At 65.9% G+C, this 14,988-nt stretch carries 13 protein-coding genes; 10 read left to right on the forward strand and 3 right to left on the reverse strand.

Features of this window, described 5'->3' with window-relative positions; all coding sequences use genetic code 11:
• Positions 1 to 48 precede the first annotated feature (48 nt).
• The 5 genes from KJ554_04110 (at position 49) to KJ554_04130 (ending at position 5,587) form a co-directional block, all read left to right on the forward strand.
• Positions 49 to 1,836, forward strand: a complete 1,788-nt coding sequence (locus tag KJ554_04110) for an aminopeptidase P family protein (GenBank protein ID MBU0741522.1) — start codon at positions 49 to 51, stop codon at positions 1,834 to 1,836.
• Between the two features lie 109 nt (positions 1,837 to 1,945).
• A complete protein-coding gene (locus KJ554_04115) occupies positions 1,946 to 2,851 on the forward strand; it encodes a DMT family transporter (protein MBU0741523.1) in 906 nt (301 codons plus the stop codon).
• A gap of 75 nt (positions 2,852 to 2,926) precedes the next feature.
• Positions 2,927 to 3,553: a CPBP family intramembrane metalloprotease gene (locus tag KJ554_04120; protein ID MBU0741524.1), complete on the forward strand. Its 627-nt coding sequence runs from the start codon at positions 2,927 to 2,929 to the stop codon at positions 3,551 to 3,553.
• 43 nt (positions 3,554 to 3,596) lie between these two features.
• Positions 3,597 to 4,889 carry a hypothetical protein gene (locus KJ554_04125; protein MBU0741525.1) on the forward strand — a complete coding sequence of 431 codons (1,293 nt, stop codon included), beginning with the start codon at positions 3,597 to 3,599 and terminating at the stop codon, positions 4,887 to 4,889.
• Positions 4,886 to 5,587 (forward strand): hypothetical protein, encoded by a 702-nt coding sequence (locus KJ554_04130; protein ID MBU0741526.1) that lies wholly within the window; start codon positions 4,886 to 4,888, stop codon positions 5,585 to 5,587. The genes KJ554_04125 and KJ554_04130 overlap by 4 nt, the downstream gene beginning before the upstream one ends.
• Before the next feature lie 165 nt (positions 5,588 to 5,752).
• Here KJ554_04130 and KJ554_04135 read toward each other — a convergent pair whose 3' ends face one another.
• Complete coding sequence (locus tag KJ554_04135; GenBank protein MBU0741527.1) at positions 5,753 to 6,022, reverse strand: RNA-binding protein; 270 nt, start codon at positions 6,020 to 6,022, stop codon at positions 5,753 to 5,755.
• A 237-nt stretch (positions 6,023 to 6,259) separates the two neighbouring features.
• On the opposite strand from KJ554_04135, the gene KJ554_04140 reads away from it, so the two are divergent.
• Together KJ554_04140 and KJ554_04145 are read left to right on the forward strand one after the other, a co-directional pair.
• Positions 6,260 to 7,732: a DUF4070 domain-containing protein gene (locus KJ554_04140; GenBank protein ID MBU0741528.1), complete on the forward strand. Its 1,473-nt coding sequence runs from the start codon at positions 6,260 to 6,262 to the stop codon at positions 7,730 to 7,732.
• 465 nt (positions 7,733 to 8,197) lie between these two features.
• Positions 8,198 to 9,439 carry a hypothetical protein gene (locus KJ554_04145; protein MBU0741529.1) on the forward strand — a complete coding sequence of 414 codons (1,242 nt, stop codon included), beginning with the start codon at positions 8,198 to 8,200 and terminating at the stop codon, positions 9,437 to 9,439.
• A gap of 82 nt (positions 9,440 to 9,521) precedes the next feature.
• Here the strand turns inward: KJ554_04145 and KJ554_04150 are convergent, their stop codons facing one another.
• Positions 9,522 to 10,001: a superoxide dismutase, Ni gene (locus KJ554_04150; GenBank protein MBU0741530.1), complete on the reverse strand. Its 480-nt coding sequence runs from the start codon at positions 9,999 to 10,001 to the stop codon at positions 9,522 to 9,524.
• A gap of 258 nt (positions 10,002 to 10,259) precedes the next feature.
• Here KJ554_04150 and KJ554_04155 point away from each other — a divergent pair, with 258 nt between their 5' ends.
• The 3 genes from KJ554_04155 (at position 10,260) to KJ554_04165 (ending at position 13,636) form a co-directional block, all read left to right on the forward strand.
• Entirely contained in the window at positions 10,260 to 10,985 is a 726-nt protein-coding gene (locus tag KJ554_04155) for an outer membrane beta-barrel protein (protein MBU0741531.1), read from the forward strand.
• A gap of 125 nt (positions 10,986 to 11,110) precedes the next feature.
• A complete protein-coding gene (locus KJ554_04160) occupies positions 11,111 to 11,764 on the forward strand; it encodes a fused MFS/spermidine synthase (protein MBU0741532.1) in 654 nt (217 codons plus the stop codon).
• Positions 11,765 to 11,899: 135 nt separating this feature from the next.
• On the forward strand, positions 11,900 to 13,636 hold the full coding sequence (locus KJ554_04165; GenBank protein MBU0741533.1) for a hypothetical protein: 1,737 nt from the start codon (positions 11,900 to 11,902) through the stop codon (positions 13,634 to 13,636).
• A gap of 7 nt (positions 13,637 to 13,643) precedes the next feature.
• On the opposite strand, the gene KJ554_04170 is transcribed toward KJ554_04165, so the two are convergent.
• Positions 13,644 to 14,987 (reverse strand): hypothetical protein, encoded by a 1,344-nt coding sequence (locus KJ554_04170; GenBank protein MBU0741534.1) that lies wholly within the window; start codon positions 14,985 to 14,987, stop codon positions 13,644 to 13,646.
• Position 14,988 lies beyond the last annotated feature (1 nt).

Below are 14,988 nucleotides of genomic sequence, written 5' to 3' on the forward strand. Positions count from 1 at the left end.
TACGTATCTGGTCCTGTCTTCGTTACACGACTCGGGAGGTTGCATCGCATGCAGAACCGCCAGAAGCTGCCCGCCCTCAGGGCGTTGATGAAAAAGCACGGCGCCGACGCCTACTACGTGCCCAGCGTGGATCCCCACCAGAGCGAATACGTGCCGGCCTGCTGGCAGCGACGTGTCTGGCTGTCGGGCTTCACGGGATCGGCCGGCGATCTGCTGGTCACCGCCCGCAAGGCCGGCCTGTGGACCGATTCACGCTACTTCCTGCAGGCCGAGGCGCAACTGGCCGGCAGCGGCATCGAGCTGTTCCGGATAGGGCTGCCCGGCGTGCCGACGCTGCTGGCCCACGCCTGCCGGGTGCTGAAGAAGGGCCAGACCCTCGCCGTCGATCCGCAGGTGATGTCCCTGGATGCCGCCGACAGCTTCGCGGGCGCCCTGTCCGAGCGCGGCATCGAGGTCAAGTACCTGGCGCGAAACCTCGGGGACGCCCTCTGGACCGGCCGGCCCGCGCCCTCGGACGCGCCGGTCAAGCTTCACGGCCCGCGGTACAGCGGCGAGAGCACCGCCTGCAAGCTCGATCGCCTGCGCGCCGCCATGAAGGAGCACGGCGCCCGGGCCCACGTGATCGGTGCGCTGGACGTGATCGCCTGGCTCTTCAACATCCGCAGCCGCGACATCGAGTTCACGCCCGTGGTCATCGCCTACGCGATCGTCACCGAGCGGGGCGCCACCCTCTACCTGGATCAGCGCAAGGTGGGCAAGTCCGTGCGCAAGGGGCTCGGCCGCAGCGTGAGGATCAAGTCCTACGAAGCGGTGGCCGACGATCTGCGCGCTCTCGGGCGCAGGAAGCTGCCGGTGCTCGTGGATCCCGCCACGACCAGCAAGTGGGTCTGCGACCTGCTCAAGAGCTGCGACCTGGTACGCGCGACCTCGCCGATCGTCGCCATGAAAGCCATCAAGAACGAGGTGCAGATGGGCGGCATCCGCGCAGCCCACGTCCGCGACGGCGCCGCCATGGTCAAGTTCCTCGGGTGGCTCGAGACCGCCGTGCCGTCTGGCGGCGTGACGGAGATCTCGGCCAGCGATCGCCTGACCGAGTTCCGCGCCGAGCAGCCCGGCTTCCAGGACAACAGCTTCGGCCCCATCAGCGGCTACGCGGCCCACGGCGCCATCGTGCACTACAGCGCCACGCCCGAGAGCGACGTGCCCCTGAAGCCCCGCGGCGTCTACCTGATCGACTCGGGCGCCCAGTACCTCGACGGCACCACCGACATCACGCGGACCGTGGCCCTCGGCCCGGTGCCCAGGCGGGCGAAGACCATGTTCACCCTGGTGCTCAAGGGCAACATCAACATCACCCGCACGCCCTTCCCCCAGGGCCTGTCCGGCCAGCGGCTGGAGATCCTGGCCCGCCAGGCGCTCTTGCTGCACGGCCAGAACTACGGCCACGGGACCGGCCACGGCGTGGGCCACTACCTGGGCGTGCATGAGGGGCCCATGAGCGTCTCGCCCCGCGACACGGCCAACGTGCCGCTGGCGCCCGGCCAGCTGCTGAGCATCGAGCCCGGCCACTACGAGGCGGGCAAGTTCGGCATCCGCATCGAGAACCTCTGCCTGGTGGTGCCCGACCCGAAGCACACCACCGAGGAGACGGCATGGTATCGGTGGGAGCCGGTCACGCTCTGCCCCATCGATCTGTCGATGATCGACAAGGATCTGCTTGATCCCGTCGAAGTCGACTGGCTCAACGCTTATCACAAGCGGGTCTACAAGAAGCTGGCGCCGCTGCTGGATGGATCACACCGCAAGTGGCTCAAGAGGGCCACCCGGTCCATCTGATGGGCGGGCACCGAAGAGTGTGTGTGGCGCCTGATGCGTCGAAAGGCATTCACGCCGGATTAGGCGCCCCACACACCCTTCGGTGCGGCATAGATGAAACGAGGGCTGCTTGAGCCACTTGGGCGAGTTGCTTGCTGTAACGGCGGCCATCTTGTGGGCGTTTGGTGGGACGTTGTTCGGGATGGCGGGGAGGCGTAGCAGTGCGCTTCTCGTCAATGCCATTCGGTTGCCTTGCGGGGCGTTGCTGCTGTGGCTCACCTGGGTCTTGATGACCGGGACCTTGTGGCCCGAGGGTGTCGGGTGGCGGCAGCACCTGTGGCTGGGGTTGAGCGGGGCGATCGGTCTGGCGATCGGCGATTCGTTCTACTACAAGGGCATCATGCTGGCCGGGCCGCGGCGCGCATCTTTGATGCTGGCCGCTACGCCGGTGGGGGCCTCGTTGATGGCTTGGCCCGTGCTGGGCGAGACGCTGGACGTGCTGGCGGTGGCGGGCATCGCGGTGGTTATCGGAGGTATATCCCTGTCGGTGCTGGGCAAGGATACCGGCGCGGGCGAGCACCGCGACCTGCCCCGCGGGCAGATCTACCGGGGCCTGGCCTGCGCCCTGGTCTGCGCGGTCTGCACGGCGATCGGCAACGTGCTGGCCAAGCTCGGCATGCCCGGCGACACGCCGCCGCTGGCGGCGACGCTGGTGCGCGGCCTGTGGGCGGTGGCGGGCATGGCGCTTTTCGTGGCGGGACGACCCTCGGTGTGGTCCGGCCTGCGCGGTCTGCGCGAGAGCCGCGCGTGGCGACCGCTGTCGGTGGCGATCCTCATCGGCCCGTTCATCGGCATGTGGGTGGCGGTGTCGGCGCTCAAGTACACCGAGGCCGGCGTGGCGTCGGTGCTGATGAACACGGTGCCGATCACCGTGCTGCTGCCGGCCTGGATGTTCCACCGCGACAAGCCGTCGCCGGTGTCGTTGCTGGGCGTGGTGGTGGCGTTGGCGGGGGGGGCGATGCTGTTCTTGCGGTGATGTCCGGAATGCCGAACCGGCAAGGTGGACGGGGTTATCGCGAAGGAGAATCGTCCAGGAGGGGACAGGAATATCATGGACACCTCGCGCTGGGAGATCGCGTTCGTCCTGTTGACCGGCCTGGGCCATTATCTGCTGGCCGGCTGGCTGCATTTGCAGCTGGTATACATCGTCGGGGCCTGTGTTTTCTGGACAGGGTTCGTGGCGGTGCGAGCGGCCGCGGCCCCTGCGGTTCTCGCAGAGTGGGGATTCACCACCCGGAATCTCGGCCGAAGCCTCGCGCTGCTGATGCCGGTCACGCTGCTGACGGTGTCCGGCTTCGCCGTCTACGGGATGTTCACCGGGAGCATGGTGATGCATTGGCATATCGTGTTGATCTGCCTGCTCTATCCCGTCTGGGGGCTCGTCCAGCAGTTCCTTGTCGTAGCCCTGCTGGCCGGCAACATCAAAAAGCATACCCGGATCCCGGAGCGGGGAATCGTCCTCTTGACGGCTCTGGTCTTCGCCGGGGCACATGTTCCGTCCCTTCCTCTCGTCGCCGCCGCGTTCTTCTTGGCTGCGGTCACCACGACCGTCTATTTCCGCACCAGAAACCTGTGGGCCTTGGGCCTCTTTCACGGCTGGTTCGCCACGGGCCTGTACTTCTTCGCTCTCGGTCAGGATCCCTGGAAGGAGGTGGTATTCGCTCGCCTGTGGCCGTAACCTTTCGCAATGGTCCCCTGTCCCGGCTGGTGTGGATACCGAGATGCAAAGAGACGACTACCAACAGGAATGGCTCACTCTCGACAACGCGGCCAGGATTTACCCCGCGTCCCTCTCTGAGTGGTCTCCGGACGTGTACCGGATCTCCGTGACGTTCGGGGCGCCCATTCGGGTCTCCGCGCTCGATTCGGCCCTGCGGACGGTGTTTCCGAGGTTTCCCTACTTTCAGGTCCATCTCCGGCGGGGTCTGTTCTGGTATTACCTGCAGCGTGACGACGAGATCCCGGAGCTGTGTCCCATGAGCGGCGTTCCTGTCTCCGTGATGCCCATGCAAAGAGGAAGCTGCCACCTTCTCCGGGTGCAGGCCAGGGGGGCGACGATAGCGGTCGATTTCTCGCACGTCCTGACCGACGGTGCGGGAGCGCTGCGTTTCCTCGGAACCCTGGCGACCCAGTATCTTCGTCTGCGGGGCGTTCGTGTCACGCGCTGGGAGCCATTCCTCGATCCCGATGAACCGCCATCGCCGGGTGAATACGAGGATGCCTACAACAAGTATTTCGACAGGGGCTTGCCCGGGCCGTCGAGACTGTCAGCGGCCTATCATCTTCCCGGGGAGGCCCAGTCGCGTTTCCGCGTCATCACCGGACGAATGCCGGTCGGTGACATGCTCGCCCTGGCCCGCGGACACCGGGTCAGCCTGACCACCTATCTGGTCGCTCTGTACATGCACTCGCTGGCGCAGGTCCGCGATTCCGGCACGGACAAGGAGGGGAAGACCGGAAGCGGGATTCTGCGTGTCGAGGTGCCCGTCGATATGCGCCGACTCTATCCCTCCGAAACCATGCGCAACTTCTCGCTGTTCGTCTCCCCGGAGATCGACATGGGTCTTGGCGCCTACAGCTTCGATGAAATCGTCCAGAGGGTTCACCACAGCATGAGCATGCAGGTGGACCGGAAGGAGCTGGCCCGGCAGATCGCCCGCAACGTGCGCGCCGAGCGGAATCCGTTCATTCGGATCATGCCGCTCTTTCTCAAGGACCTGCTGTTCTCGTACGTGCGGGAGCGGATCGGCGAGAGTCCGTATTCCGGCGTGATCACGAATCTCGGCCGGATCGCGGTGCCCGAGGGCATCGATACGCACGTCGAGTCATTCGGTGTCATGCTGGGGCCGAATCCGCGGATGAAGAAGAACTGTGCGGTGCTCAGCTTCCGGGACGATCTGTACATCAACTTCGGAAGCGTGATCGAGAGCCGGGATCTGGAGAGGTTGTTCTTCGCGCATATGGCTCGGGCTGGCGTGCGTGTGATCGTGGCCGAAAGGAGCAGTGACACATGAATCTCTGCAAGCACTGCGGTGTGGAGGTCGAGGAGGATGCGCGCTACTGTCCCCTGTGCCGCAATCCGTTCCGGCCCGGGATGGACGGCGAGAAGAAGGAACCGGCGCCACCTTCGCGCGATCCGCAGAAGGCGAATCGGCGCATCCGCCGCTGGCTGCTGGAGGTTCTCTCCCTGCTGGCCGTGACCGGCGCCCTCGTGGTGTTCGCGGCGGACTTCATCTCCGGCATGTCTCTCTCCTGGGCACACTACCCGCTGGCCTCGATCGCGTTCCTGTGGCTTTCGGCCGTCCTGCTGATACTCTGCTCATCCCGCGCATGGATCTACCTGCCGGCCGAGATCGTTGCCGCCGGCCTGTTCATCTTCATGCTGGACCGGTTCACGCCGGGACCGGCCTGGTTTCTTCCCCTGGCCCTGCCTGTTCTGCTCCTGATCGGGACGGTTCTCGCACTCACTCTCACGATCGTACGGAAACTCGATCTCTCACCCTTCGCGACCATCGCGACGGCGATGCTGGCCGCCGGGGCATTCGCCGTGGGGCTCGAACTGCTGCTCAACCGCTACTTCGATCACCGCTGGTTCGTCAGCTGGTCTGCCTTGGCATGCGTGTGCATGTTGCCCCTCGTGCTGCTCCTGCTTTACCTGCGGAAGTGGCTCAAGGAGAGACAGGCGGAGATCCGGAAGATGCTTCATATGTAGGGCGCGTGAATCGACCCTCCTGGACATCCCGGATGTGCTATGCCCAGTAGAGGTGTTGGGATGATCCGCGCGAGTGACGGAAAGAGAATCGACCCCGTCCTCGCCAGGAGAACGGGGCCATGATCAAACTCGAGCCGCCGGGCCGTCAGGCCCGATCGACCGCGTTTACCATTGGGAACCGCTGCGCGGTTCGCGCGGGCGCGCCTCGTTGACGTTCAACGCGCGACCTTCGACTTCCTTGCCGTTGAGGGCCTGGATGGCCTGCATGGCGGCGTTGTCGTCGGTCATCTCCACGAAGCCGAAGCCCCGGGAGCGATCGGTGTCGCGGTCCATGACTACCTTGGCGCTCATGACTTCACCGTGCGGGGCGAAGACGGCGGCAAGATCGCGGTCGTTGCTGTTGAAGCTGAGGTTACCCACATAGATCTTCTTCACAAAACACTTCCTTGGAACGTGCGGGGATCGGCTTCGTATCCATTATCGGTTCTTTGGGCCGTATCCCAACAAAAAGGGACTGGCGGGGTCGCCAGTCCACAGGCCCAAGTTAAGGGATCTTCCAGGCGGCGCAAGGCGTATCTTATTTATTTTCAAACAATTTTACGAGACGCCCGCCCGTTGCGGAGCTAACGTGTTGGTGTCAAGCAAGACCGGCGATCCAGATCGGAGCCTACCTTGAACATCCTGCTGGTGGAGCCCCGCACACCGGAAACCTTCTGGAGCCTGCGCCACGCGCTGCGCTTCGTGGGCAAGCGAGCGGCCAATCCCCCCCTCGGGCTGCTGACTGTGGCCGGTCTGCTGCCGCGCGACTGGTCGTACCGGCTCGTGGACCAGAACACCAACGACCTCGCCGACGCGGACATCCGCTGGGCCGACTACGTGCTCGTCAGCGCCATGGTGATCCATCGCGACGAGGTGAGCGAACTCGTCCGGCGCTGCCGCGCTGCCGGCAGGCCGCTGATCGGCGGCGGCCCGTTGTTCCATGCCGAGGCCGATGACGATCTGGGTGTCGAGCACGTGGTGGTGGGAGAGGCCGAGGAGTTGGCCGCCGAGCTGGCCGCCGACATGGACGGTGGCCGAGTCAAGTCGCTCTACCGGGCGCCGCGGTTCCCCGACCTCGCGCTCACGCCGCCGCCGCGGTGGGATCTGGTCGATCTGCGCCACTACGCCACTCTGTCCGTGCAGTCGTGTCGCGGCTGTCCATACGATTGCGAGTTTTGCGACGTGGTGGCGCTCAACGGCCACAAGCCGCGCCACAAGTCGGCGGTCCAATTCATCGCCGAATTGGAATGCTTGCGTACCAAGGGGTGGCGCGGACCCGTGTTCATCGTGGACGACAACTTCATCGGCGACAAGCGGCGTTGCCGCGAACTACTGCACGCCCTTGTCGACTGGCGGACGCGCACGGGTGCACGCATGACTTTCCTTACCGAGGCCTCGGTCAACATGGCCGGCGAACCCGAGTTGCTGGAGCTCATGGTCGCCGCCGGCTTCAAGAAGGTCTTTCTGGGCCTGGAGACGCCCAGCACCGAGAGCCTGCGCGAGTGCCGAAAGCTGCAGAACCTGCGCGGCGACCTCGCCGAGAGCGTGCGGACCATCCAAGAGGCCGGCCTGGAGGTCATGAGCGGCTTCATCGTGGGCTTCGACAGCGACGAGACGGACATCTTTCAGCGCCAGTTCGAGTTCATCCAGAACGCCGGTGTCGTTACCGCCATGGTGGGTCTGCTGCAGGCGCTGCCACGCAGCCGCCTTTATCGGCGGCTGGCCGGCGAAGGGCGGTTGCGCAGCGTCAGCCGGGGCGACAATACGAGCGCCGTCTTCAATTTCGCGCCGCGACTTGATCCCGAATTCCTGGTGGAGAATTACCGGCGTCTCATGTGCCGGCTCTACGAGCCGCGCAACTATTATCGGCGCATTCGCACTTTTCTCGCCGCGCATCGCATGCGCGGACCGCCTGAAGTGCTGACGTGGCGGGATGTAGGAGCGATCTTCAAGTCGTTCTGGATCATAGGCGTCATCCACCGCGGCCGCCGCGCCTACTGGCACTTCCTGGCTGCGACGCTCGTGCGTCACCCCGGTCAGATCGGCGTGGCCATCACGCTCGCCATCACGGGCCATCACTTTCGCCTGGTGGCTGCGGGGCTTTAGGTCGCATTTGCGTGATCATGATCCTCGTGGCAATCACGGCGCTCGCGTGTCCATACGCTCCATGGTATTCCGACCGGCTGGGGCGTCGGCAGTTACCTGAGCCGGGCATTCTGGCGTCCGTTCTTAACACCATCTCAGATCCGGGTTCTATGTGCGTCCCACCCGTGGAGAGTGCTAAAACCCGACTCGTGGATCCAAGGCAGTCTTGAAATCGAAGAGGGTCTGCCCGGGCGTCTCGGCAAGTACGATCTGGCTTTGCATCCGGACAAGGCCTGGCTGGTGGACTTCCTGCGACATGACCGGGGAAACCCGGCAATAACGATCACAGCAACGACTGGACTAACAGTGGTGGCCCGACCACAGGGGAACGCCCTCTGCGCGGGGAGAATGATCCCCAGGGTGTGCTATACTGTCGCCGAAACCAGATCAGTCGCTACGAACCGGTTCACGGTCTGAGTGCAGAAAATGGAAGCCATGGCGTCGGTCGGAAACTCGCATGTTGCCAAGCTGAGCCGGAAAAAGCGTTTCCTTTATTCCGTTACCTTGGTCGTCATTCCCGTGCTTGCGCTGGAACTGGGATTGAGAGCTGTATTCGCCTATCACGAGGGGTCCAGCATCCTGTTCTACGGCACCAGCTTCTATCGCAATCAGATGAACGGGGATCCACATTTGGAAACCATGAACCACCGGGAAGCTTACTGGAAGTATTATCCTCACCAGCAAAGATATACACGAGACAAGGAGACCGGGAAGCGCATATCCATCACGATTAATAATCATGGCTTCCGGGGTGAGGATTTCTCCGTTCAGAAACCGCCTCACACGATACGCATCATCACCCTGGGGGCCTCGTCAACGTTCGGTTTTTCCGATCGGGATGAAGAGACTTACCCTTGTTACATGGAACAGATGTTGAATAGTCAATGTGATGGAGCCGATCGCTACGAGGTCATAAACCTCGGCATACCTCACCTGAAGTCCGATCAGATCCTGGCGCTGTTCCTGGGCGAGGGACTGGCGCTACAGCCTGACGTGGTCACGTTTTACGAGGGGGTGAATGACAGTTGGGACAGCCCGGTCAGGTGGAGGGTTTTGAAGAACTCGGTCCCAGGTATCCGAAATCGTGCGCGGCGTTTCCCCATCCCGCATCGTTTCTACCTTGTCTTGCGGGATCATTTCATGGTCATCCTGCTCGCGGATCAGCTGTTCAGGAACCGTGACATGCGATTCACCGATGATGATTTCGAGGCACACGCCAAGGGTAAGAGTGATTACTTCGTGCAGAATCTAGCCGGGATCCGCAAGGCGTGCCTGCAGAACGACATTCTCTTCATCGTCGCGAGCCAGCAGGCGAAATCGTTCATCGTCGATCGGGATGACATACGCGGAATGACCTACGAGCAGGAAGGGGGAATAGTGGGGAGAAAGCTCGCCCGGGAGCACCACATCACGGACCATGAACTCTACTTCTTGACCCACACGAAAATCATGCAGGCTGAAGCGGAATGGGCTCGAGCCAACGCCGTGCATTACGTCGACATCATCAGGACCCTGGATCAACGCCGGGATGTGCTGCTGAGCTGGGTGCATCTCAGCGCCGAGGGCAATCGTCTCGTCGCGGAAGCCCTCACGTCCGAAATCATGGAGCTCATGTGCCAGGAAGCCGACACGCTGAACCGAAAGACGCATGGCAGCCAGCTTCCATGATGTCCCGGTCGAATTGAACATGCCCTGGCTTCGCGGACACCAGACCGCGCCGGGTTCTGATCCGCTTGACGATGCGCGGCCGTCACTGCCGATGCAGATGCTCCGTGTCGTAGTGGACGCTCAGGGCGTCGAGCGCCGTCCGCAGGGCCGCCACGTAATCCAGGCTCGTATTCTGCTTCGTCTTCATGGCGGCGGCCATAACCGCGTGGTGGTCGGCCAGCCCGGCCAGGTAGGCGTCGCGGCCCTCCTGCCCGGCGGCCACGGGCTTGACCTTCTGGGTCAGGAAGTACTCGGACACGACGGAGATGATGTTCGACGCGTGCTCCTCCTTGGTGGCGACCCAGCGGGCGAGCTGGTTGGCGCTCTGGACTTCGATATTTCCCGCCAACTCCGCCATCTGGGCCATGGCCTTCTCGATGGTCGCGGCGTCCTCGTACATGCGGGCGATGCGCGCGGCGTCGTCGTAGATGCCGCAGGGCACCTGGCAGTGCGCGCTCGCGAGGCCGGGGGCGGCGGCGAGCAGGACGAGGGCGAGCAGGATCGTCACGGTCGTTCTGGACATATTCTTCTCCTTCATCTCGGAATTGCGCCGGATGGTACGGTGGCGGTCACAATGTAGGCCCAAGCCGGTTTCCGGCCAGGGATCGTCGTGCGGGGTCGTCGCTGCCGCGCGCGCCGGGCGCGCGCCAGTTGCGCCGGCGGGTATGACGGTGCTTCTTTGCAGCTGATCTTCCAGCCGCGCAGGGATTCACGGTCTCGCGGGTACAGAGACGTGCCGCTTCCTGCTCGGACCCGGCTCCCCGATTCCGGAGTAACGATCATGTCGAGAACCAGCCTCACGATCGCCCTGCTGACCGCCCTCGGTCACGCCGGCGGCGCGGCCCGGGCCCAGATCGAGTTCGACTTCGGCTTCCTGGCCGGGGCCAGCCTGAGCACCATCTCCGGCGACACCGGTCTGATCTTCGCGGGACCGGAGTTCGACGACTTCGACAACCTGACCGGCGATCTCGACGGGGCCAAGCTGGGGATGACCATGGGTGTCTTCATGGCCGCGAACATCGACCGTGATGTGAGCGTCCGCATCGAAGCCCTCTACAACGAGCTGGGCGGCAAGGGCTCGTACGCGGGCTCGACATTCATCGACGGGCTGGGCGACACCGATCTCTCGGGCAACGTGTCGATGAAGACGGCCTACCTGGAGTTCCCCGCGCTGGTACTCTTCCCGCTGCCCGTCCTGCCGCCGCAGCAGTGGCGGGGGATGCTGGGCATGGCGATCTGTTTCGCGGCGACTTCCGAGCTGCGGGTCGATTCGGCGATCAACGGCTACGCCTACTCGGATCCGCTGTCCTACGACGACCGCGTCCAGGACGTGACGTATCACGGAATCGTGGGGCTCGAGTACACCGCCTACGTGAAGGAAACCCCCTTCCTGCTGGGCTTGCGCTACGAGATCGGACTCAGGAGGTTCGACACCGGCATCGGCGGCGACCCCGACCAGGAGTACATGCATCGGAGCTTCGTCGCGACGCTGGGGATCCCCTTCTGAGTCGCCGGCGGTTCGCCGCTCCCGCCCCGACGTCCGGTTTGCCATGATCCCGTCCGCTTGCTAGGATGGTGGCCGCCATCACTCGCGGTCGAGACGAGCCACCACCCTCCGGAGCGACGAAGCGCATGCCATCCCAGAGCAGGACCGGGACCGCCGCGGCCCGGACCGTCATCTTCCTGGCCGGTTTCACCTTCCTGCTCTACGAGGTCAGCTGGCACCGCCTGCTGTCTCTGGTGCTGGGCGCGACCGTCACCGCCGCCACCATCGTCCTGGCCGCCTTCATGGCCGGCTTCGGGGCGGGAGCCTACATCCTGGGCCGCGCCGCCGACCGCCGGCCCGGCCAGGGACGGATGCTCGCCGTCCTCCTCGCAGGCCTCGGCCTCTTCAACGCGCTCGACTACGTCCTGATCACCCGGACGATCCCCCGGCTCTACGCGTCGCTCGCGGGCGGCGGCCTGTCCCCCGGCGCGACAGAAACGCTGGTCTTCGCCTTCGCGGCGCTGCTGCTTTTCGTGCCGGCGTTCCTGATGGGCGGGGTCTTTCCGCTGATCAGCAAGGCCGCGCTCGGCGGCGGCGGGTCGATCACGACGATCCTGGGCCGGCTCTACGCCCTGGAGACACTGGGCAGCGCCGTCGGCGGGCTGGTGACGGGCTTCGTGCTGCTGGGCGTGCTCGGCCAGCGCGACACGATCTTCCTGGCGGTCGCCGCCAACCTGGCGCTGGGATCCTGGGTGCTCGCCTCCGGCGCGTTCGGCCGGGCGGCCGAGCCGGCGCCGTAGACCGAACCGCACAAGACCGGCCGCAAGGCGCGCAAGACGGTCAAGGCCGATCCCGCGGCGCTCAGGGCCACGGCCCTGGTCGGCGCCTTCGCCTGCGGTTTCTGCATCCTGGCCCTGCAGGTGCTCTGGCTGCGCATGTTCCGCATCTACCTGACCAACACCAGCTACACCTTCGCCCTGATCACGTCGCTGGTCATCCTGGGCATGTGCGCCGGCAGTTCGATTTTCGCTCGGCGCGGCCGGGGCATCGTGGATCGCCAGAGGTCCATGTACCGGGTCCTGCTGCTGCTGTGCGTCGCGACGGGACTGGGCCTGCTGCTGCTGGTCAAGCTGCCGGAAGTCCTGATGTTCCCCTTCCAGTCCGTGCTGGGCAGCCCGCTGGCGCGGGTGCTGCTGCTGCCCTGCGTCGCCGCCCTGCTGATCGTCTTCCCGCCCGCGGTCTGCTCCGGCTTCGCGTTCCCCCTGGCCTGCCGCATGTACACCGCGGGCCGCGGCAGCATCGGCGGGGACGTCGGCGTCGTGCTGATGGTCAACACGGCCGGCGCGGTGCTCGGTCCGGTCGCCGCCGCCTTCGTCCTGCTGCCGACCCTCGGCGCCGGCCTGTCGGTGCTGCTGGTCGTCGCACTGCTGGCCGGCGCGGCCCTGTACTCGCTCCATCGCCGCAAGCCCACCCGCGGCGCGGACATCGCAAGGCCCGCGCTGGTCACCGTGCTGGCCGTGCTGGTCGTGGTGATCGTGGTGGGCCCGGACATCCGCATCCTGCCGCCCTCGTTCAGCCGCTTCGACCGCGACGTGCTGTTCTACCGGGAATCGGTCGAGGGCACGCTATCGGTGGGGCGGGACCGGGGCGCGCGCACGGAATCGAAGTACACCTTCGTCAACAACAGCGCCGTGATCGGATCGACCTACGACGCCATCAAGGTCGTCAAGATGGTCGGCCACTTCCCGTTCCTGCTGGGGCTCGACTGCCGGGACGTGCTGGTGATCGGCTTCGGCATCGGAGTGACCACCTCGGCCATCGCCTCGCATCCCGAGGTGGCGTCGATCACCTGCGTGGAGCTGGTGACGGGGCTGAAGGACGCGGCGGTCTACTATCGCGACCTGAACCGGAACGTGACGGCCGACCCGCGCCTGGAGATCGTCTCCGGCGACGGGCGGCATTACCTGCAGCGGACGCCCGACACGTACGACCTGATCTCCTGCGACCCGACCCACCCCATCCTGGGCTCGGGCAACCTCTACACGCGGGAGTACTTCGCCCTGTGCCGCGCGCACCTCAACCCCGGCGGCATGGTGTCGCAGTACCTGCCCCTGCACAAGCTGCGCACCGAGGAGCTGATGGGCCTGATCGCCACCTTCCGCGACGTCTTCCCCCACAGCACGGTCTGGCTCGGCCACTACCACGCCGTCCTGCTGGGCGCGCTCGATCCCCTCGCGGTGGATTTCGCGGCGTGGTCGCAACGGGTCGCGGCGCTCGGCCAGGACGCGCATTTCTACGTCGATCCCCATCACCTCGCGGCGACCCTAGTGCTGGACGGCGCCAGGATCGCCGAGCTGACACCCGGGCCCTGGCTCAACACGGACGACCGCTCCTACACCGAGTTCTTCGCGCCGGCGTGCCTGGACGAGGGGAACGTCGCCCGCAACCTGCGCTACCTGCTGGACAACCGCTGCGGCGTCGACGCGGTCTTCCGCGGGATCGGCGACTCCGGCCGCATGGAACGCTTCGTCGAGGGCAACCGTCTGCTGGGGGAGAGTCTCTACCTGAAGTTCGCCGGCGACGTCCGGGGCAGCCTGCAGGCCTTGCAGCGCGCCTGCGAAGCGAATCCGGAGGACCAGGAGTATCCGTTCCTGATCAAGCTGGATTACTGAGCGGGATCTACTTCACCAGGGAGATGAGCGCGGCGGACGACCCGGCGCGCGTCACCGCCCGCGCGAGATAGCTCCCGGACGGCGCCGTCCCGCCGCCGCCGATGTCACCGTCCCACACCAGGTCGATGGTTCCGGTGGTCGATACGTCGTCCCACAAGCACCGGATCATGCGTCCGTGCAGATCGTAGATGGCCACTTTCACGCGCGCCGGCGCGTCGATCCGCACCGGGATCGTCACCCGCGGATTCCCCGGGTTAGGGAACGGCGGCAGCAGGTTCACCATGCCCGCGACCGGCGGCGCGTCGCCGGCCCCCACGCTCGGATCGTCCCACCGCCCGACGTGCCGGCTGGGCAGACCCCCCGCGTACCCGAACGCGCCGCCGGCGAAGACGGCGCCGCCCAGGCCCGCCACCGCGCGCACCATGTCGTTCACGCCGTCGCCCAGGGGTCCCCAGCCGCCGCCGTCCAGCAGGCCGATGCGGTTCATCAGCGTGCCGCCGGAGCCGGTGATGTCGCCGCCGGCGACCAGGCGGCCGCTCCACTCGTCCAGGGCGATCACGAACGCCCCGTCCAGGCCGCCGCCGGGGGCGTACCAGGCGGCGCCGGTCCAGCCCGCGACCAGATGGCCCGGGGAGGAGAAGACGCCGCCCGCGACCAGGTCGTCGCCGTGGGGTGACAGGGCGTAGACGGTGCCGTTGGTCCCGGAACCGACGGGCGCCCACGCGACCCCCTCCCAGCACGCGAGGTTGGCGGCCGCGACGGCGCCGCCGCCGGGGTTGGTGATCGACGCGAAGGCGCCGCCCGCGTAGAGCGCGCCGCCGCAGGAAACCAGGGCGAAGACGTCGCCCGCGAACCCCGCGCCGGTGACCGCCGACCAGGCCAGCCCGTCCCACCGTGCCACGTAGCCGCTGCCGCCCGCGTAGAGGTCGCCGTCGTGCTCGGCGAGGGACAGGACGTATCCCCACGTCCAGGCCGCGGGCAGGCCCACCGGCGACCACTGCTGTCCGTCCCAGCTCGCGACGTACTCCACGGTAACGCCGCCAGCTTCGGTGAAGCGTCCGCCGGCGATCAGTTCATCCTTGTGGGAGCAGAGGGCGTCGACGCGGTTGTTCGTGCCCGTGTCCAGGTCGTGCCAGGCGGTGCTGTCCCAGCGCGCCACGTACCGGGCCGCGACGCCGCCCGCGTCGTTGAAGCTGCCGCCGGCGAAGAGGTCGCCGTCGTGCACGTGCAGGACGCGCACCACATCGTCGACGCCCTGTCCGGCCGGGGGGGCGGCGAACCCCTCCCACCAGCCGCACCGCGCGGCCGGGGCGTACAGGATGAGGGCGAGCAGTGCGACGGCGAATCTCATG

The organism is bacterium (genome assembly GCA_018814885.1).
In the GTDB taxonomy this organism is placed as follows: domain Bacteria; phylum Krumholzibacteriota; class Krumholzibacteriia; order LZORAL124-64-63; family LZORAL124-64-63; genus JAHIYU01.

Bases quoted from the DNA above. Each gene is read 5' to 3' on its own strand.
- KJ554_04110 (MBU0741522.1), top strand. From the start codon at position 49: ATGCAGAACCGCCAGAAGCTGCCCGCCCTCAGGGCGTTGATGAAAAAG.
- KJ554_04120 (MBU0741524.1), top strand. From the start codon at position 2,927: ATGGACACCTCGCGCTGGGAGATCGCGTTCGTCCTGTTGACCGGCCTG.
- KJ554_04125 (MBU0741525.1), top strand. From the start codon at position 3,597: ATGCAAAGAGACGACTACCAACAGGAATGGCTCACTCTCGACAACGCG.
- KJ554_04130 (MBU0741526.1), top strand. From the start codon at position 4,886: ATGAATCTCTGCAAGCACTGCGGTGTGGAGGTCGAGGAGGATGCGCGC.
- KJ554_04145 (MBU0741529.1), top strand. From the start codon at position 8,198: ATGGAAGCCATGGCGTCGGTCGGAAACTCGCATGTTGCCAAGCTGAGC.
- KJ554_04150 (MBU0741530.1), bottom strand. From the start codon at position 10,001: ATGTCCAGAACGACCGTGACGATCCTGCTCGCCCTCGTCCTGCTCGCC.
- KJ554_04155 (MBU0741531.1), top strand. From the start codon at position 10,260: ATGTCGAGAACCAGCCTCACGATCGCCCTGCTGACCGCCCTCGGTCAC.
- KJ554_04160 (MBU0741532.1), top strand. From the start codon at position 11,111: ATGCCATCCCAGAGCAGGACCGGGACCGCCGCGGCCCGGACCGTCATC.
- KJ554_04165 (MBU0741533.1), top strand. From the start codon at position 11,900: ATGTTCCGCATCTACCTGACCAACACCAGCTACACCTTCGCCCTGATC.
- KJ554_04170 (MBU0741534.1), bottom strand. From the start codon at position 14,987: ATGAGATTCGCCGTCGCACTGCTCGCCCTCATCCTGTACGCCCCGGCC.